A 19444-nucleotide genomic window follows, 5' to 3' on the forward strand; every position below is an offset into this window, starting at 1 on the left:
TAGATGGACGCAGCGGGGTATGAAGTATTCTGGAACGAGACACTCAGCCAGATACGGAGTGAATCGACCGAAGCAGAATTTAACATGTGGTTTGCTCATTTGTTCTTTATCGCGTCTTTTGAAAACGCTATCGAAATAGCAGTACCTTCAGACTTTTTCCGAATACAGTTTAGCCAAAAATATCAAGAAAAGCTTGAGCGCAAGTTCCTCGAACTTTCTGGACACCCCATTAAACTTTTGTTTGCCGTTAAAAAAGGCACCCCTCATGGAAATACTGCTCCCCCCAAACACGTGCATACCTACCTGGAGAAAAACTCTCCTGCAGAGGTTCCTTCCAAAAAGAGCTTTCACCCCGACCTGAACAGAGACTATACCTTCGAGAACTTTGTATCCGGAGAAGAAACCAAATTCAGCCATAGCGCTGCTATCTCCGTATCAAAAAACCCAGGCACTTCCTACAATCCGTTACTTATCTACGGTGGAGTGGGACTAGGAAAAACCCACCTTATGCAGGCTATTGGACACGAGATCTACAAGACAACAGACCTGAACGTCATATACGTCACTGCGGAGAATTTTGGAAATGAATTCATTTCCACATTACTCAATAAAAAGACCCAGGATTTTAAAAAAAAATACCGCTACACTGCGGATGTACTTCTTATAGATGACATTCATTTTTTTGAAAATAAAGACGGATTACAAGAAGAGCTTTTCTATACGTTCAACGAACTTTTCGAGAAAAAAAAACAAATTATCTTTACCTGCGACAGGCCTGTACAAGAATTGAAAAATCTCTCTTCTCGCTTACGCTCGAGGTGCTCCCGAGGGCTTAGCACTGATCTGAATATGCCATGTTTTGAAACGCGCTGTGCTATCTTGATTAAAAAAATACAAAACTATAACAGCATCTATCCTCATAAAGCCATCCACATTTCAGACGATGTTGTCCGACTTGTTTCTGAAAACATTTCTTCAAATATCAGGGATCTTGAGGGAGCATTAACAAAAATTATCGCTTTTATTGAAGTGTCGGGATCCATCACGATAGATATCGTTCCCTCTCTCCTAAAAGAGTTCTTCCTCTCCGCAAGGCCAAAACACATCACAGTAGAAACTATTCTTCATGTAGTTGCAGATCACTTTAACATTTCGTATTCAGATCTAAAGGGTAAGAAACGCAATAAAAGCGTTGTTTATCCTCGGCAAATCGCTATGTTTCTCTCAAAGGAACTGACAGAACTCTCCACTACTGAACTTGGTATCGAATTTGGTGGCAGAGATCACTCAACTGTCATTTACGGATGTCAAAAAATAGAAGGAGAAATTCTCACTAATCCTTCGTTACAGGCAAATCTTGATTTGCTGAAAAGTAAAGTTCAAGATTCAATCCGCTAGGGCGTAGACACTGAATTCGATGGGGATAAGTGGTGGATAAAAGAATATAAATTAGTCATTACACTTTACTCACGAATGCTCCCCTTTTTTTTAGAGAAAAAATATACTTTCTTCACAAGCTTGTGTGTGGTTTTTGTTCGGTAATTCTCGAGACATAAGCACTTATCCAGATATTCACAGTTACTATTATATGATACGACTACATTCTCTATACTTATAAGATTAATAAGGAGGAAACTAACTGTGAAAATTCTATGCGAGAAAGAAGCCTTTCTGAAGGAAATAAACACAGCACAAGAGGTTATTTCAAATAAAAAAAACACGTCTATTTTTTCGAACGTCCTATTAGCTGCTCAAGGAGCCCTGCTTACCATCAGAGCAACCGACACAAAAGTTACCTTTGAAACTAGCATTCCCGTCAATGTTCTCGCCGAAGGCACAACGACGGTTTTTTGCGACAAACTTGTGAATGTTGTTTCTGTCCTTCCAACAAAAGAAATCGAATTAACGTTATGTGAAGAACAACTTGTCATTACCCCTCCAAACAAAAAGATAAGCTTTCAGCTCAGAACCCTCTCACATGAGAGTTTTCCATGTTTCCCTCAAAATGAAGGAGGCGTCTCTCTTGCTGTGCCTACCTCCGATCTTAGAAACATGATTAACCATACCGTTTTTGCAGTCTCAGAAGACAGTACGCGCCATTTTATCAATGGCGTACACGTTGATTTTCAGTATGGAAATATTATTTGTGTTTCAACAGATGGAAAGCGGCTCGCCTATATAGAAAAAAAGGGAGAATCCTCTCCCCAATCCTTTTCGGGTGTTATTGTGCCAACTAAGATCTTAGGCATAGTAAACCGTAAGCTTACCCCTGAAGGATCAGTGACGCTATGCATTACGTCGCAGCACGTTTACTTTTTTTTCGGTGGATATAAGTTTTCTTCTGTGCTTATTGAGGGGCAATTTCCTAATTACAAAAGAGTAATCCCTGATCATCAGGAGCGTTCTTTTTGTGTTGGACGTGTGGAGCTAATGGAGGCACTTAAACGAGTCTCGTTGTTGGTAGAACAAAAATCTCACAGGATATTTATTACCATACAGCAGGGTTTGTTGACTTTAAGCTCAAAAGCTCACACTCAAGAAAATGAAATAGGTGATGCTCAGGAAGAAATAGCCTGTGCTTATACAGGAGAAAGTGAGATCATAGCTCTTAACTATCTATACCTTGAAGAACCGCTTAAGGTTTTTACTTCGAAGGAGGTTCAAGTGGAATTTACCGATCCTGCAAAAGCACTCACGCTTCGTGCTGTACCAAACACGGACTGCTTTCACATCATTATGCCTATGCAAACGGAGTGATTCCTTGCCTTTTCTTACAGTGACTGCAATAAATTTCAGAAATCTTGCACATCACACGATTGATATATCCTCTCCTGAGGTTTTTTTTGTGGGAAATAACGGACAGGGAAAAACCAATATACTTGAGGTTCTATATCTTGCTGCGTACGGAAATTCGTTTCGAACACGCACCGAAAGCGAACTGTATGCAACTCATGCGTGTTCGAATGAGTATCGGGTAAAAGTTATGTACCGCGGGGAGTATACCCACACAGTGCAGATTTTCTCCAAAAATGGAAAAAAGCGCATTGAGAAAAACTTGAAAAAAATAAGGACAAAAAAAGAACTTATCAGCAGTATTCCCTGTATTTTGTTTTTTCATAACGATTTGGACTTCGTAGTTGGTACGCCAGAACGCAGACGCTTCTTTTTGGATCAATCCCTTTCGATGTGTAATCCTCTGTATTTGGAATACTTGCAAAAATATCACGCACTAACAAAAACAAAGAACAGAGAGATAAAAGAGAAACGCGTTCAGTTACTCGATGCACTGGATACGCAAATTGCAACCGTGGGTTTTGATCTCGTGCAGTGGAGAACTCAGCTTGTCCGTGACTTTAACGTGATTTTTACTAAGTATTATGAGCGCCTTGGAGACCTTGCGCAGGTGCGCATCGAGTATAAGCCTTCATGGTCTGACTCCTCAGTTGAGGAGATCGTACATTCTCTTTACAAGAGACGTAAGCACGATCTTGCGATGGGGATGAGTATGTCAGGTCCTCATAGAGATAAGATTCACTTTACTCGGTCGCAGGCGCTTTTCATTCCTCAGGCTTCTACCGGACAGAGGCGGTTGGTTTCGTTGGTACTGAGGATGTCGCAGGCTGTGTTCTACACAGGAGTAACGGGAAAACTGCCCGTACTCTTAATGGATGATGTCTTGTTAGAGCTTGATCCTGAGAAGCGGGAAAGGTTCATGATGAGTTTGCCTCCGTATGATCAGCTGTTTTGTACATTTTTGCCAGGGGAAGCGTACAGGCGATACGGGCGTGAAAAAACGCGGGTATATTTTGTTTCTGAAGGGGAGTGTCATGAATAATGGTGTGAATAAGCTATCGGACTTACTCGTGTTGACCACTGAATATATCCAAGCTTCCTATGAAACGGAGGCGTTTGATGCGCATCGAGAATGGGTGTGTATTGTGGGTAACCCCGTTGCGTTACACAGCACGCTGGTAGATATCAGAAATGGGAAAGTTGTGGTCAAGGTGACTCATCCTGGTTGGGCACAGTACCTTTTGTTAAAGAAAGACGAAATTGTACATGCCCTTCGTAGGCGATATCCGTCGTTGGGAGTGACGGGTATGAGTACGTACGTAGATTCTACCTCATGTACCCCTTCTGCGAAAAAGAACATGCAAGGACTTTCGGTGTCAGAAAAGCAGACTCGTCCTGTGTCTGAACTTGCCGAGGTATTTGAACAGCTCCGGACGCTTTTTCAGGTGAAAACGGAAGAACCGTCACATTAGTTTTGCGGATGGGATCCGACGGATCTGTTCAAAGTCCATAGGACTGCGGTTTTTCTTGCGTGCAGCCTATGCACGACTGTGTCTCTCCTTGAACGCAGTATGGCTTTGCGTTAGAATGCCCGCCCTATGGAAGAAATTAGCACCCCAGAGGGTGGCGTTCTTGTGCCCATTTCTATAGAGAAAGAAGTCAAGCGTGCTTACATAGACTATTCTATGTCCGTCATAGTTTCTCGTGCGCTTCCGGATGTCCGCGACGGTTTAAAGCCTGTTCACAGACGTATTCTCTACGCGATGGAGGAAAAAGGGCTACGCTTTTCAGGACCTACACGGAAGTGTGCCAAGATAGTGGGGGACGTTTTGGGAAGCTTTCATCCTCATGGGGATGCGTCCGTCTATGACGCGCTAGTGCGTCTTGGGCAAGATTTTTCCCTTCGTTATCCAGTCATTCATCCTCAAGGAAATTTCGGGACTATCGGGGGCGACCCTCCGGCAGCGTATCGGTACACCGAAGCGAAGATGGCGCGTATTGCAGAATCTATGGTAGAGGACATAAAAAAGGAAACGGTTTCCTTTGTTCCCAATTTTGACGATTCTGACGTAGAGCCTGCGGTTCTTCCTGGAAGGTTTCCTTTTCTTCTTGCGAATGGGTCCAGTGGTATTGCAGTTGGTATGACTACAAACATGCCACCGCATAATTTGCGTGAGATAGCCGCAGCTATCTCTGCGTACATCGAGAACCCAAATCTTTCGATTCAGGAGTTATGCGATTGTATCAATGGTCCTGACTTTCCCACGGGAGGCATTATCTTTGGAAAGAACGGGATTAGGCAGTCTTACGAAACAGGTCGAGGGAAAATTGTTGTCCGTGCTCGCTTTACCATCGAGACGGATTCAAAGGGTAGGGATACCATTATTTTTACAGAAGTTCCGTATCAAGTTAATACTACCATGCTTGTTATGCGTATTGGGGAACTTGCACGTGCGAAAGTGATCGAAGGTATTGCGAATGTAAACGACGAGACTTCCGATCGTACAGGGCTACGCATAGTGGTAGAGCTCAAAAAGGGTACCCCCGCACAGGTAGTACTCAATCACCTGTTTGCAAAGACTCCCCTGCAGTCCTCTTTTAATGTGATTAATCTTGCTTTGGTAGAGGGAAGACCTCGAATGCTCACGCTCAAGGACCTAGTGCGCTACTTTGTAGAACACCGGGTCGATGTAGTGACTCGGCGTGCGCATTTTGAATTACGTAAGGCTCAGGAGCGCATACACTTGGTGCGTGCGCTGATACGTGCCTTGGATGCCATTGATAAAATCATCACGCTTATCCGTCATTCGCAGAACACAGAGCTTGCAAAACAGCGTTTGCGTGAACAATTTGACTTTGACAACGTGCAGGCGCAGGCGATCGTAGATATGCAGATGAAGCGCTTGACAGGTTTGGAAGTCGAGAGTTTGCGTACGGAATTGAAAGATTTGACGGAGCTGATTTCTTCTCTGGAGGAGTTACTTACTTCTCCCCAAAAGGTCTTGGGAGTTGTTAAGAAAGAGACGCGTGATATTGCAGATATGTTTGGGGATGATCGGCGTACAGATATTGTGAACAATGAAATAGAATATCTGGATGTAGAAGATTTTATCCAGAAAGAGGAAATGGTTATTCTTATTTCCCATCTTGGTTACATTAAGCGCGTTCCAGTGTCTGCGTATAGAAATCAGAATCGGGGAGGAAAGGGCTCAAGTTCAGCGAATCTGGCGGCTCACGATTTTATTAGCCAGATATTTACTGCATCAACACATGACTACGTGATGTTTGTCACGAGCCGTGGGCGGGCCTATTGGCTAAAAGTATACGGGATTCCTGAATCTGGTCGGGCGAATCGTGGTTCGCATATTAAGTCGCTTCTCATGGTAGCGACGGACGAGGAGATCACGGCCATCGTATCTTTGAGAGAGTTTAGTAATAAAAGTTATGTTTTTATGGCTACTGCGCGAGGTGTAGTTAAAAAGGTAACTACTGATAATTTTGTGAATGCGAAGACGCGCGGTATTATAGCGCTTAAGCTGAGCGGAGGTGACACGCTGGTGAGCGCAGTGTTGGTGCAGGACGAAGATGAAGTAATGCTTATTACGCGTCAGGGAAAAGCGTTGCGCATGTCGGGGAGGGAGGTGCGCGAAATGGGTCGCAATTCCAGTGGGGTGATTGGGATAAAATTGACGTCCGAGGACCTAGTGGCGGGGGTTTTGCGAGTAAGCGAACAACGGAAAGTACTGATAATGACGGAGAATGGATATGGTAAGCGGGTCAGTTTTTCAGAATTTTCTGTACATGGGCGAGGGACTGCAGGACAGAAGATTTACACACAAACGGATAGAAAAGGTGCTGTAATAGGTGCTCTTGCTGTTCTCGATACAGATGAGTGTATGTGTATTACTGGTCAGGGAAAAACGATTCGCGTGGACGTGTGTGCAATCAGCGTGCTGGGGCGTGGTGCGCAGGGCGTGCGTGTGTTGGATATCGAGCCATCGGATTTAGTAGTAGGACTTAGTTGTGTAATGCAGGGGTAATGGGCTCTGGGGTATATTTCTCCGTGAGTGGCTGTGTATATGTTGTGAGTATTGTGGATAATGTGCGTGCAGAAGTTGATGTTTCACGTGAAACGTGTGGGATGAGGAGTGGGATCAAACCTACCCTAATTCTGGGGGATTATTTGGGTTCACGTTCATGTAAACTTTATGGGGGTTGTGTATAGGGACTCGTGTCAGATTTTCCTTCTGCGGTATTGCGGGTGTATGTTTACTCGCACTAGGTTTTTTAGTTAGTTGTTCTTTGCAATCTTCACGAAGCGCTACAAAGAAATCTGAGGCGCGGAGGACTTCTTATCGGATCGGTCTCATGACAAGTACGGGATCTCAGTCTGTAGATGATGTCCTTGCGAAGACACGCCTCGTCAGTATCTACGGAGAGGCTCGTGGGGAAACGGGTGGAAGGATTGTCCATGTTACTTACTCCGATAACTTCTCCCACGACCATGAAGCAACCGTTTCTAAGTTGCTTGCACTCGCTGAGGATTCGACTATAAAGGCCATTGTGGTTAGTCAGGCAGTTCCCGGCGTTTCAAAGGCGTTTAGGATCATTAAGTCTAAGCGTCCTGATGTTTTGCTTTTTGCGAGAGAACCACTTGAGCCGGTAGAGATGGTGCAGGAGTCTGCAGACATCGTGGTCAGTCAGGACTACTTGTTCGGTGGATATGCCGTTCCGTGGGTTGCGGAAAGGATGGGGGCGCGCACATTGGTGCATGTCTCTTTTCCCCGGCATATGTCCTACCCCGGTTTGAGGGTTAGGCGTACGGTGATGAGGGCAGCATGTACCGATTTGGGACTTTCCTTCGCACACGAGGAAGCGCCTGATCCTGTAGACGGTGTCAGTGACGGAGAACTTGAGGATTTTTTCCACAAGACGGTTGTGAAGTGGATCAAAAAATATGGCAAGGAAACCCTGTTCTACTGCACCAATGACGCTCACAACAGGCCGCTCATCAGTGCCTTGTTGAAATATGGCGGTATGCTAATTGGTGCAACCATCTTCGATTACGCTGATGCGCTCGGGGTGCATTATGCTGAGCTTGAAGACGTGTATAAAATACGAAAGAAGGTTGAGAAGTCATTGGTTGCCTTCGGCGCAGAGGGGCGCTTTGGATTAAATTTAAATGCACAGGCATTTACGGTGACCATGGGTTTTGTGGAGTATGCGCGTAAAATCATAGATGGCGAACCGCGTAAAGATGATATGCGTGAAGCTCTTGCCGAATCCTTCGACTTGTTTACGCGTGACGCACATTGGCGTATTGCTCCTTACCTGAGACTGAAAACGCACGAAATTGTTCCGAATCACGTGCTGGTGTATACGGACACACACGTCCTGGGTAAATTTACCTTGCCCGTCACAGACCAAGTACTCCCAGAAGGGTATTGGGCATTGACCGCTAAGGAATAAGAACTCCGTTCGGGTTTTCTGTTTGTAGCCGGGGAGATGGATCGCTTTCTCTGTTTGGCAATGTCGCCGTCTCCCTGGGTCACCAAGTGATCTTGCACTCTAGAAAGAGTGAACCGGTGTATCCAGGCCAGCTCCAGTTCTCTTCTATCAACATGTAGGGATCCTGTGAAAGCAACCCTTGCTCCCACCGCACGGAAAACTCCACATGTTTGATAGGACTTGCACGCAGCTCAACAGCGTATTGGAAACAAAGTTCTCCCTTTAAATTGTGCGTTCCTTTGAACCCATTGAAATTGAATCGGTTGGTTGCCATATATATGTGCGCACGTGGTTCTATCCACATACTGTCGTAGCATGGTATGCGGTAGCCTACCCATGCATTCCCCATTATCGGAAGGGCTATTGAAGCTGCGCCTGTTGTTATCGCGTCTGCCGGTAACCCTGCCGCGCGTGCTACAAAGTTTACGGCTCTGTTAAAAAAACCAAAAATATTGCGAAGACCTGCTTCGAAAATATTGGCGACCTGCTGTGCTACCCCTCGGGCAGGTACGACGTCTGGGGGGAGACCTCCGTTGTCAAGGTAACTTTTGTAGGTCAGGGGAAGGTATACACGTGCTTCTATGCCTGCGTTTAGGCCATGCAAGGCATGGGTGTAATCATCTCCCGAACGAGTTTCTAGTCTGAGAAACGCAGCAAAGTCCGTGTATTGAAAAGTTGAATTTACAAAGGGACTACTCCCAAAAACAGACGCCGCCCCTGTTGCGCCGTATACACCTCCTGAAAGCCAACGCCACTGCGCTGTAACCAGCGCGTCTATGCCTAATGAGTCCACGTGCTGTACCATCCAGCTGAATATACGACGCACCGTCCGTAATGACGGATACGTCTTCTCCGCGAATTTTAGTGCCTGTTCGACGACACGTGCTCTCGCACTGTTCGTATCCCGGTAGGTATTTCCAGCATCCGTAGCTAAAATGAAGCGGAATCCTGCACCAGGCATGATCGAAAGACGCCCTCCCACACTCCATAAGAGTGCGTGGGGTGCCCGTTTGTTGTTGGGTGCTCCCAAAAATCTTGAATCCAACGTGGCATAACCCTCCTGGAGGGTAGCATTACCGGCGAGTTCCACAGTTAAAAACAGCTTCTTGTTTCTCTTGTACCATAGAGAGAGGTCACTACCAAACCCATATTTGCTATGGCTAGTCCCGCTCGTGCTCCAGTCGCCGTTTGAAGCGAAGGAAAGGAACCCAAAGTCAAAACCTAGCCCGGAATTCCCGACGTCTTCTACGCGGTAACCAATCTTCCCTCCATAATCCCCAAAGCCAGGGGCGTATTGGGTGTCTGCTTCCTTGTATCGTGTGGTGATGAACAGGGGCCACAATTTGGCAAAATTTTTAGAAAAGGTCGGATTTTTTCCAATAGTGAGATATGCGCCGTAGAAGCGAAGGGTCGCTTCTACGGAGAAGCTTTGTTTTTCTGTGGGCGTGAGTTCGCCTAAAGTCTCACCAGATAAGGAACCAAGGGGGAGCGCACACTCTAGGTTCCTTAACAGGATTTCTGCATACACACCGCTGCTTTTATGCAGATTCGACCGAGTTTTCGGTGGACAAAGCGTCAGCGAGAAAAAGAGAGTACTGGAACTCCTAAAACCGTGTCTGCGATGACGGAAGCGATGATTGGGGTTCTCTCGCACATTGCCGGTTGCCCCAGACGGTGCTACGGGTGGCACGAAGTTCGCCTTCGCGCCTAAGTTAATGCCCCAAGTAAGACGAGTACTCCCCGAAATGGTGACGGCCGGGCTCGCGTGCAGACGCGACACGGTAGCGCGCCCTCGGAGTAAAAGTATAAAAATGCACGAGCCTAACACTAGACGCATGCATACAGTAGTGTACCGTATTTTCATCACAGTTTAGTATAATAACGATGTCATGTGTAAGATCTAGCAGTATATGTGGTTTATATATCTTAAATGATTTTTATTTCCTATATACCGAAATGTATGTTGGTGTACGTTAGATATTCGTGGGTGGGAAGAAGAGTCACTTTCTGGGGAGGCGTATAGAAGGAACGGGGCGTGGTGTTGTGCCATTTGTGCGAAAACTGAGTGAAGTAGTGAAAAAAATTACCGCTGACGGGAAAAAATGTTGATCGTGTTTATGAAAGGGTCATAATGGCGCCCTATGGGCGCCTGTATATCCGTATATGCGCGTTTTGCGTTAGGGTGTGGGGTGTTTTTCCTTCATGGTGCGGTTTTGGACGGGGTTTCACGCGCCTTTTCGTCCTCCGCCGCGTTCAGCGGTTCTGCTGAACTTAGCTGGGGTGTCGTCTTTGATGCAGAAGGTGCCTCTCCAGTTACAGCGGGTAAAAGCATACGACATGGGTTTCGCACGAAGAGTAGCTGGAAGCTTGCTTTTCCCTTGTTGCCCAAGAAAGGCGCCACGTATACGAGCTTTTCAGGTGAGGATCCCATATGGGTTGAGCTTTCTCTCAAGGGATTGAAGGTGGATTTTGAAAGTGCTTTAGGGTCGGGAACTGCGGATCCAAGTATGACGACGCGTTCTCCTTTCTTAAAGTCAAGAAGAAGCGATTTTTCCCTTGAGGCCACACTCCACCTCTACGATGTCTCTTTTTCTGTAGGAAAAGATCCCGTTTTTCCCTCTAATTTTGCGCAGTTGTGGACCCCCTTTATTACTACTAGTTATGAGTCAAGGAGCGTCAAATACGCTCCAGGGTTTGGTGGGGTTGGCGGAAAAATCGCATATCAGGCACGGAATATTTCGAACAGTGGCATTACATTCAACTGTGCCCTTTCCTTTTCGTCGAACGGCATATGGAAGAGTGCTCCTTCTGTCACCTCTAAGGTGAAAGGAAAGGGCACCAATAGTCGGCGCATGCCAGCGGACCCGCACAGTAAATATGGCCTTGGTACTGAGTTCACGCTCGTATACGCCCGAAAGGGGCGGGAACAGGTCAGGCTTGAGGCAGCAAGTTGTGCTACTCTTTCTGCAGGGTACAGAACTGGACCTGATCAGACGCATCATCAAAACAAAGATACTGTGCTGTGGAATGTAGGCGCGCGTTTGACGCTTTCCCCGGGAGCAGGATTCAAGATCGTGTGTGCCTTCGATGCTGGGACACCGTACAAGAAGGGTGCCGCGAGGGAGTCCCTCGCTGAAACGCTTGCGGCACAGCGTGGTTGTAATCGTTTTGACACCGCGCTCATGCACGCGCTTGGGTTACTTGTTGCTGCTGCGAAGACACGCAATGAACTCGCCGCACAGATGCGATCGCAGTCACCACCAGGTGTGTGGGAAAAATTTGAACAGGCGGTGCAATCGTTACCTCCTATAACGCAGGGAAAGCCTGGCGTCGTTGGGGCGGAGGTCCGCCCGGGTACGATGTGGATGGAACTTTCCCCGGTAAGGAAAGCACTTGTCGATGTACTTTCTGTACTTGAGCAGGGTGGTTTTGATCGTGTCGCCTTTGACGCATTGCTGATTGTGCAATGGCGCTGGATTTCGCTGGGAGCATACGTAGCAAGTGCTCCTACCAATGTGTTTGGCTCAATGCTTTTTCCGCGCGGGAGTAGTGACCATTTTGACTGTGCCGCATTCGTGCGGGTGGAAAGTAAGTGGTACGATTCTCTTTCTAAGCTTGTGTCCGGTCTGAGCGGAGGTGTCGAGGCGCGTTTATATATTCCTTTCACTCATGGCTTGTACCTGGAACCTGGCTCCTGTACGCCGAATTCCACACGGGGAAAGAAGCCTCAGGCGTTTGTGCTTCCTCCACCCGGTGTTGTCCATCCGGGTGCACACAGCGCGTTGCCTGTTGTGGGGAAACTATGGCTTAACTACCGGATTACTCTTGCTGCTCACGCATGGATAAGACCGATGGTTTCGCTGTATGGCGCTACATATGGTGCGCAGGGTTTTTCTTACGGACCAGGTGGTGCTGCCGGAACGGTAAAGAGGAGTCGCACGTTCCGCGCAGGTAAAAATCTGTACTATCAGGTAGGGGTGGCGGTGAGTCCGTTTGAAAGATGTGAGTTACTCATTGAGTGGTCGCAGGGAATGCTTGCGCGTCGTCCCTATATAAGTTTGGAGCATGGTTCTTGGCCGAATAAGCGGAGCGAGCTCGTGTGTTCGTGTAAGGTTCTGTGGTGAGGGAGCCTTCAATAAGGGGGAGGGAAGGGATACCTTTTTGGTTTGCACACGATGATTTTTTGATGCTGTATCATAAATACACAATTGATTTTCCCGTGGGGGGGGGGTGGACCATACGCCTAAGCGTTTTGGAGAGATGGTGTGTGCGATCGTTAAGGGGAGACTATGAAAAGCCAGTTTCTATCGAAGGTATGGGTGGTATGTGTCGGTGCACTGTTGTGTCGCTGTGGGGGCGCGCGTGCTCCACAAAATACCGGGAGCGCGAAAGCGGTGGAGGATTATCACATCGGGGTTATGACCGGTCCGGCTAGTCACTCTAGCCATGATGTAGTTGCGGCAAAAAGAGCATGCGCCATGTACGGTGCGGTAGGTGACGGTCACCGAGGATGTATCTTGCATGTCACGTATCCTGAAGATTTTGTAAATCGGCAAGATGAAACGGTGTCCCGGCTCCTTGCATTTGCTGATGATCCTCTCATGGGTGCTATTGTTGTCAGCGAAGGAATTCATGGAACTGCAGAGGCTTTTAACAAAATTAGGGCGAAGCGTTCCGACATCATGCTCTTTGTAGGGGATCCGCATGAGTATCCTGAGCTTATCCAAAAATCTGCTGATATCGTGGTTAGTGATGATTATGCATTTGGTGGGTATGCTATTCCCTGGGCTGCAAAGAAAATGGGCGCGCGTACGTTGGTGCACGTTTCTTTTCCTCTTCACCTTTCAAACGCTGAGCTTAGGACGAGGCGTCAGGTAATGGAGGCAGTGTGTGCAGATATCGGTATAGAGTTTGCGTCTGAGGAGGCTCCAGATCCCGCAGGGGAGTCAGGTGTTGAAGGGGCGCGTGCGTTTATCGGCACACACACAAAGCAATGGATCGGTAAGTATGGGAAGAACACTATGTTCTTTTGCACTAATGATACGCACCGTGTTTCCCTGATGAGAGAACTGGTAAGCAAAGATGGCATGCTTCTGGGGGCGAATGTGTTTGACTGTGCTGAAGCACTCGGGGTGGAGTATACTGACGATGAGGATGTGTCGGGGATCTTGGAGCGCGTCGAGTCGGCGGTAGAAGAGAAGAGGTTGGTAGGTCGTTTCGGGGTGAATGTAAGTTCGCATATTTTTGTCAGCACACTTGGGTTAGCTGAATATGCGCGCAGGATATTGCAAAATGAACTCCGAGAAAAGGATATGCGTGTAGCTCTCTCTGATGCCTTTAGTTTGTTTTCCAAAGGAACACGATGGAGGGTTGCGCCGTACACGGATCTTCTCACAGGGAAGGAAGTATCCAACCATGTGTCAGTGTTCTCTGACATACATATTTTGGGTAAGTTTTCTTTACCGGTAACAGACCAGGAATTTCCGGAAAAGTATCGGAGTATTCGTTTCGGTCGTCAGTGAGCTCATGCCTTTGTGCGCACGGTACTTATGCCGTGCGCATATGAGCGCTCAGTTTAAGAGTGTTACGCGTATTATGACTAAAGTGTAGAGCACGTGTGCCGTGTAGTGGCATCCTCTGCAAAGACGGTGTGGTGGCTGGCCCTTGTGGTGTCCTTTTCTTGACCGTATACTGAGCACGGTCGGAGGGCTCATGCCGAAAATTAGCATTCATGAGGCGTTGTTTTTTGAGCTGCTCGGTGAACGGTGCGACGATGATACGTTGGAGCGACGTTTGCGAAGTGCTAAGGCTGAATTGGAGTGCAGCTCTTTTTCCGTGAGGGAAGATAAAGAGGGAGGGAGCCTTTCGCCAGGAGGGGAGGTGTGCGATCCTGTGCAGAGGACGAGGGGTCAGGCCAGCTGTGTACGTGAGGGTGCGTTTGATGCGCGTCTTTTAAAAATCGAACTTAACGACACAAATCGTCCGGATTTGTGGTCTACAGCAGGGCTTGCGCGCCTCTTGCGTGTTCACGCAGGGGGGGCTTCGCGCGCAGCGCAGTATCGTGCATTTCTTTCAGATCGCTGTACGGTGCGCGACTCGTATGGGCGATGCGTAGTAGTGGATGCGCGTTTGCAAACTATACGCCCTTTTATTGCTGGCTTTGTGGCTCGGGGTGCTGGACTGAGCGAAGTAAGACTGTGGGATCTAATACAAACACAGGAAAGACTCGCCAGTAATTTTGGACGTAGGAGGTGTACCCTTTCGCTGGGGTGTTACCGTGCACAGGATATATGTTGGCCACTCGCATACCGCGCTGTCCTACTCGCAGAGGTAAGTTTCACGCCTCTCGGTATGTCCATGCCGCTGTCTGGTGAGCAGATTCTGACGCAACATCCGAAAGGGCGTGAATATGGTCACCTCCTCAAGGATTATTCTTTCGTTCCCTTATTAGTCGATGCTCGTGGTGAGGTGCTTTCGCTTATTCCGATCACTAATAGCGCGTCGCTGGGTGCAGTAGTGACCGGGGATACAGAACTATTTATCGAGTGTAGTGGTACGGATATGTGCGCAGTGCTAGTAGCGGTGAATAGCCTTGCGTGTGATCTTTCTGATATGGGTATGCAGATTGAACCTGTGCAAATTACCTATAGTTTTGACACCCCATGGGGGAGGTCTGTTACTACCCCCTTTTATTTTCAAGAAAAAAGGGAGGTTGCGCACGAGCAGATAGATCGTCTTTTGGGGATGCCCTTGACTGTTGCAGATATAACCGAAGCCTTTGCAAGGATGGACTGTGCCGTGCAAGTTAAGCAGGGAACCTATGTCGTCGAGCCTGCAGCGTACCGTAATGATTTTCTCCATGCGGTAGATCTGATTGAAGAAGTGATGCTGGGTAGAACGATTGACCGTTTTTCTCCGCAGGTTCCACGTTCTTTTACAGTGGGCAGACTGAGTGATCTGACCCTTTTGACGCGCAAGATTAAGCACCTTCTAGTTGGATTTGGTTATCAGGAGATGATTTTTCATTATCTTGGCTCTGCCAGGGAGTTTTGCACGCGTATGCGATGCACGGCAGATGATCTAATCGAGATAGAAAATCCTCTTACTGAAAGCTACCGATTCGTGCGCAGGTCTATCATTCCGTGTCTTCTGTCAGCTGAGCTAAAGTCAGCACATGCGTTGTATCCACATCGTATTTTCGAAATTGGAAAGGTTGCCTTTTGCTCCCCTCATGGTGAACACGGTACATGCACGCAACAATCACTTGGATTCCTCAATGCCTCGCAGGAGGCAAGTTACAATGAGGTGGCAAGCCTAGTTTCAGGACTTTTGTATTGTTTGAAACTTCCGTATCAGGTAGAGGAAGCGCAGGATCCGCGGTTTGTCTTAGGCAGACAAGCGAGTATCTGCGTGCATGGTTCTCGTGTGGGTATATTTGGGGAGATACATCCGCAGGTGCTGAGTAATTGGGATATCCGCATGCCGTGCTTTGCTGGGGAACTTGATGTTGGGGCCCTATTGCCGTAGCTCGCTCTGGCGAGAGCTTTCCTGGCAAGAAGTTACGGGTATCGTTGCTCCTGACACTATTGCGTATCTGAAAGCCCGTGCACAGGATCACCCCTTTCTGCTAGCGCATGAACGTGCCTGCGCTGCGATACGTCTTGGGATGAGAATGTACGGTGACGGCTACAATATCTGTGTGATTGGCGCGTCAGGCACCGGGAAGCGCACTACGCTCCGATATCTATTAAAAGATTTTGTACCTCGTCCCGAGCAAATGTGGGATATAGCGTATGCATACAATTTTGTGCATCCGCACGAACCGCAGGTGCTGCAGTTTCCGGCGGGAGAAGGGATGCCTTTTGCTACGGCGTTGAGGAGATCGGTTAACGCTATTCTCAATACAGCACGGGATATTGTGAAAAGTGATGCCTTCTTACGTGAGCGGCGCACATTGCTGGCTGATATTGAAACACGTGAGTGTGCTGAGCTTTCACGTATTGAAGCGGAGTTGTATACGCGTGGGTTTCGTGTGAGATGGCATAGGAAACGTGGTACGTACTCCTTTGATTTAGTTCCCCTATTAAAGGGAAAAGACAGTAGCTTTGAAGCGCTGCACGATTTAGCTTCCCGCGCGAAGCTTTCTAGATGTGTAGTACACGAACTCCATGCGCGATATCGTCTTTCCTGTGATGAGGTTTCTTCGCTGCTCCATACGTTGCGCACTGCGCGGCGGGCCGCGCGTAGGCGTCTTGCGCAGTACTACCGTGCGCGTTTGCGGTTAATTATCCTCGAGCAGATGGCCTGTATTAAAAAACGCGTGGCGTGTTATGCACCGGTTTTTTCCACTCCACCTGTTTCGTGTGCGGCGGAACAGACGGAAAGGGAGAAGACTTCCTCTTCTCGCCTCATTGAGGTGCCGCATGAATTTGAAGAAATGCGTGCGCGCATCATATCGTACATAGAGCGGATACAAACCGATGTGCAGGTGCGGGTACAGTGTTTAATGTCAATGCGTATTTCTGCACTAGTAAAAAAGCGGTTTTTCGATCGCTATACCTTAAATTTCGTGTGTGTGCACACAGAACATGCGGGGTATGTGTTTACGGAGCATCAGCCGAATTTGGCGAATTTATGTGGATCGATTGAAAGCAAGGGGAATGAAGGGGATACGCTGGAGAATGGGCATTTACGCATTCGTGCAGGTGCGCTGCATCGAGCGCATGCAGGTGTACTCATCGTGCAGCTCGAAGATCTACTGGCGGAGGAAGAAGCATGGACACATTTGAAGCGTGCGCTGCGTACCAAGCAGCTGTTACTCCCAGCGGGTAGTTCCCAGTCCCAAGGTATGTTGCGGCCTGAAGGAGTTCCGCTCACATGCAAGCTTGTTTTGGTTGGCGAGCCATGCTCTTTCGAACGTCTATCTCAGGAAGATTCCTCGTTCCGAGAACTATTTAAGGTGTGTGCAGAATTTGATACGAGCATGCCGAATTCTGATAAGAATCAAGTTGCTTTGATAGCTTACCTTGATAGAGTTGTGGCGCGTTATGGCACCTTCTCACTTGATTCCTCAGCGTACGCGCGATTGTTAGCATATGCGGAAGAACTGGCAGAGAGTCATACACGGCTCAGTACTTCTTTTGTACAAATTGCAGATTTAGTATTGGAGTCTCATGCAGTGGCCGTGGATATGCATCCAGATGTGTCGGTGATTACTGCGCATGTGGTGCAGGAAGCGCTGAATCGCAGGCAGTACGTGTGTTCCCGCGCGCGGGAGCGTTTTCAGCGCATGATAGCCTGTGGAGAGTTATTGGTAGAGGTACAGGGATATCGAATAGGGAGAATTAACGCGCTGGCAATCGAAGAACATTGCGGCCATAGCTTTGGCATAGTAATTTCGTTAACGGCACAGGCATCCGCGGGTAAGGAAGGAGTGATGAATATTGAGCGGGAGGCAGGTCTTTCGGGGGAAATTTATGATAAGGCGCATTTAATCATCACTTCGCTATTGCGTGAAAAGTGCTTGTCTGCTTTTGCAGATGCTGCATTTGATCCAGCTGTGGATGACCTTGGAAAGGGGCAGGATAGTTTTCCACTGTGTCTTTCTGCAGCGCTTTGTTTTGAACAGTCGTATCACGGGATTGATGGGGATTCGGCGTCTGCTGCAGAATTTTTAGTATTGCTTTCTGCGATTGGCCGGTTTCCTCTTCGGCAGGACCGCGCAATAACAGGAAGTGTGAACCAGTTGGGACAAGTGCAAGCTATTGGAGGAGTGAGCGAGAAGATCAGTGGCTTTTATGACGTCTGTGCTCTGAACGGACTGACGGGAATGCAGGGAGTTTTGATCCCAAAGAGTAGTTGTGCACAATTGTTTTTGCCTGAACGTGTGCAGGATGCGGTGCGTGCTGGTACGTTTCACGTGTGGGCGGTATGCACAATTGATGATGCGCTGGAATTGATGGTGCCGGACGATTTGAAAGAGCAGGGAAGTGCTCAGCTCTACCAGTGTGTGCGTGCGCGTTTGCGGGATTTTTATGTCACAGTGAAAGGACACTGCGGGTAGCTCGTGTTTATTTACATAGCGTGTGTATCTAATCGCGCGTCTAAACGGACGTGATATATTGGTTTTGTTTTTGAAAAAGTACTTTCGTTGACGTGGCGCTTTGATACCGATACAATATCCCGCTATGGTTGCACGATCGATTCGTGTAGAGCTTGAGTCAGCACTGGATTTACTGAAGCAGGGGGATCTGCGCCAGGCACACCAGGATTTGCAGGATTTGCTTCAAAAAGAGCTAGACAATCGGGATGTTTTGTACGCGCTTACCGGTATTCGCTTTTGGGAGGATCGGATGCAGCGTGTACATACCATCTCTGGCGGTCTTAGTCAGGGTGAGTATCTTGTTGGACAATGGGGTGCGTTCGTTGCATATATGCAAAAACGTGGTGGTGTTGTCGAACCTGTTATGTATGCATTGCGCTGTTGTGTGTTCACTTACGCATTGCGGTTTTATGGGAGTCTTATCACCGGTGATGCGCGCGAGCATCCCGCGGAAGTCTATCGTAAGACTGGGCTGTGCTATAAAGCATTGGGCAATTACGATGCTGCGCGTGAATGCCTTGAGTTTGCAGTCTCTTTGGAGCCAGACTCTTCTGCAATTCTTGCTGAACTTGCTGATGCATACGCTCTTGCGGGAGATGAGCGCTGGTCGAAGTTGTATTTTCGCGAGGCCTTGTTCAAGGGTGCTTCAAAGCTCGAGCTCAATTTACTTGAGTCTGATCTTATTTTCAGTCTCATTGAACGGGTGAAGTCGTATGGGTTTTCTGGCGTGGAGTTGTTAGAGTGGTTGCCGGTGTACGGCACCCTCGAAGGAGTCCTTACCGCAAAGCGTGAGCTGCGTGCAGTAGAGATTGGAAAGCTGAAACAGGCGATTTATTCCCTCGAAAACGATTTAAGGAATGAGAAAGTTTCGGCTGAAAGGCGGCTCCTGCGTCCTCGTCTCATCAATCATTTTTTCTGGCTCGTTGATCACTATGTGAATGTGCAAGAAGACAAGAGGAACATCGACGAAGTGTTACTCAAAATTAAATTGCTTGATGAAGCGGTTTATCATCGCTATGTGAGGATAGCGTGAAAGTGAGG

12 protein-coding genes are annotated in these 19444 nt (G+C 47.8%); 11 read left to right on the top strand and 1 reads right to left on the bottom strand.

Annotated features, from left to right (window positions below; all coding sequences use genetic code 11):
• The first annotated feature begins 3 nt into the window (after nt 1-3).
• The 6 genes from dnaA (at nt 4) to TPCCA_RS00045 (ending at nt 8262) form a co-directional block, all read left to right on the top strand.
• Nucleotides 4-1398 (top strand): chromosomal replication initiator protein DnaA, encoded by a 1395-nt coding sequence (gene dnaA, locus TPCCA_RS00015; protein WP_013944725.1) that lies wholly within the window; start codon nt 4-6, stop codon nt 1396-1398.
• 243 nt (nt 1399-1641) lie between these two features.
• Nucleotides 1642-2757, top strand: a complete 1116-nt coding sequence (dnaN, locus tag TPCCA_RS00020) for a DNA polymerase III subunit beta (RefSeq protein WP_013944726.1) — start codon at nt 1642-1644, stop codon at nt 2755-2757.
• Nucleotides 2702-3835, top strand: a complete 1134-nt coding sequence (gene recF, locus TPCCA_RS00025) for a DNA replication/repair protein RecF (RefSeq protein ID WP_013944727.1) — start codon at nt 2702-2704, stop codon at nt 3833-3835. The genes dnaN and recF overlap by 56 nt, the downstream gene beginning before the upstream one ends.
• Complete coding sequence (locus TPCCA_RS00030) at nt 3828-4265, top strand: DciA family protein (RefSeq protein ID WP_013944728.1); 438 nt, start codon at nt 3828-3830, stop codon at nt 4263-4265. The genes recF and TPCCA_RS00030 overlap by 8 nt, the downstream gene beginning before the upstream one ends.
• A gap of 126 nt (nt 4266-4391) precedes the next feature.
• Nucleotides 4392-6833 (top strand): DNA topoisomerase (ATP-hydrolyzing) subunit A, encoded by a 2442-nt coding sequence (gene gyrA / locus TPCCA_RS00035; RefSeq protein ID WP_013944729.1) that lies wholly within the window; start codon nt 4392-4394, stop codon nt 6831-6833.
• 175 nt (nt 6834-7008) lie between these two features.
• On the top strand, nt 7009-8262 hold the full coding sequence (locus TPCCA_RS00045; protein WP_013944731.1) for a DUF3798 domain-containing protein: 1254 nt from the start codon (nt 7009-7011) through the stop codon (nt 8260-8262).
• Nucleotides 8263-8341: 79 nt separating this feature from the next.
• Here the strand turns inward: TPCCA_RS00045 and TPCCA_RS00050 are convergent, their stop codons facing one another.
• Nucleotides 8342-9829, bottom strand: coding sequence for a major outer sheath N-terminal domain-containing protein (locus TPCCA_RS00050; RefSeq protein WP_245522131.1), 1488 nt, complete (start codon nt 9827-9829; stop codon nt 8342-8344).
• 613 nt (nt 9830-10442) lie between these two features.
• Here TPCCA_RS00050 and TPCCA_RS00055 point away from each other — a divergent pair.
• The 5 genes from TPCCA_RS00055 to TPCCA_RS00075 all read left to right on the top strand — a co-directional run bounded on the left by TPCCA_RS00055 (nt 10443) and on the right by TPCCA_RS00075 (nt 19436).
• A complete protein-coding gene (locus TPCCA_RS00055) occupies nt 10443-12425 on the top strand; it encodes a major outer sheath C-terminal domain-containing protein (protein ID WP_013944733.1) in 1983 nt (660 codons plus the stop codon).
• A gap of 165 nt (nt 12426-12590) precedes the next feature.
• Nucleotides 12591-13823, top strand: a complete 1233-nt coding sequence (locus TPCCA_RS00060; protein WP_013944734.1) for a DUF3798 domain-containing protein — start codon at nt 12591-12593, stop codon at nt 13821-13823.
• Between the two features lie 190 nt (nt 13824-14013).
• Complete coding sequence (pheT, locus tag TPCCA_RS00065) at nt 14014-15828, top strand: phenylalanine--tRNA ligase subunit beta (RefSeq protein ID WP_013944735.1); 1815 nt, start codon at nt 14014-14016, stop codon at nt 15826-15828.
• Nucleotides 15791-18364 carry a Lon protease family protein gene (locus TPCCA_RS00070; RefSeq protein WP_013944736.1) on the top strand — a complete coding sequence of 858 codons (2574 nt, stop codon included), beginning with the start codon at nt 15791-15793 and terminating at the stop codon, nt 18362-18364. The genes pheT and TPCCA_RS00070 overlap by 38 nt, the downstream gene beginning before the upstream one ends.
• A 124-nt stretch (nt 18365-18488) precedes the next feature.
• Complete coding sequence (locus tag TPCCA_RS00075) at nt 18489-19436, top strand: tetratricopeptide repeat protein (protein WP_010881466.1); 948 nt, start codon at nt 18489-18491, stop codon at nt 19434-19436.
• Nucleotides 19437-19444: the final 8 nt, after the last annotated feature.

The sequence above is a fragment of the Treponema paraluiscuniculi Cuniculi A genome, assembly GCF_000217655.1.
Classification (GTDB): Bacteria; Spirochaetota; Spirochaetia; order Treponematales; family Treponemataceae; genus Treponema; species Treponema pallidum.

Coding starts and splice junctions, on each gene's coding strand:
- TPCCA_RS00055 (WP_013944733.1), top strand. CDS start 10,443: ATGGGCGCCTGTATATCCGTATATGCGCGTTTTGCGTTAGGGTGTGGG.
- pheT (WP_013944735.1), top strand. CDS start 14,014: ATGCCGAAAATTAGCATTCATGAGGCGTTGTTTTTTGAGCTGCTCGGT.
- gyrA (WP_013944729.1), top strand. CDS start 4,392: ATGGAAGAAATTAGCACCCCAGAGGGTGGCGTTCTTGTGCCCATTTCT.
- TPCCA_RS00030 (WP_013944728.1), top strand. CDS start 3,828: ATGAATAATGGTGTGAATAAGCTATCGGACTTACTCGTGTTGACCACT.
- TPCCA_RS00075 (WP_010881466.1), top strand. CDS start 18,489: ATGGTTGCACGATCGATTCGTGTAGAGCTTGAGTCAGCACTGGATTTA.
- TPCCA_RS00060 (WP_013944734.1), top strand. CDS start 12,591: ATGAAAAGCCAGTTTCTATCGAAGGTATGGGTGGTATGTGTCGGTGCA.
- dnaA (WP_013944725.1), top strand. CDS start 4: ATGGACGCAGCGGGGTATGAAGTATTCTGGAACGAGACACTCAGCCAG.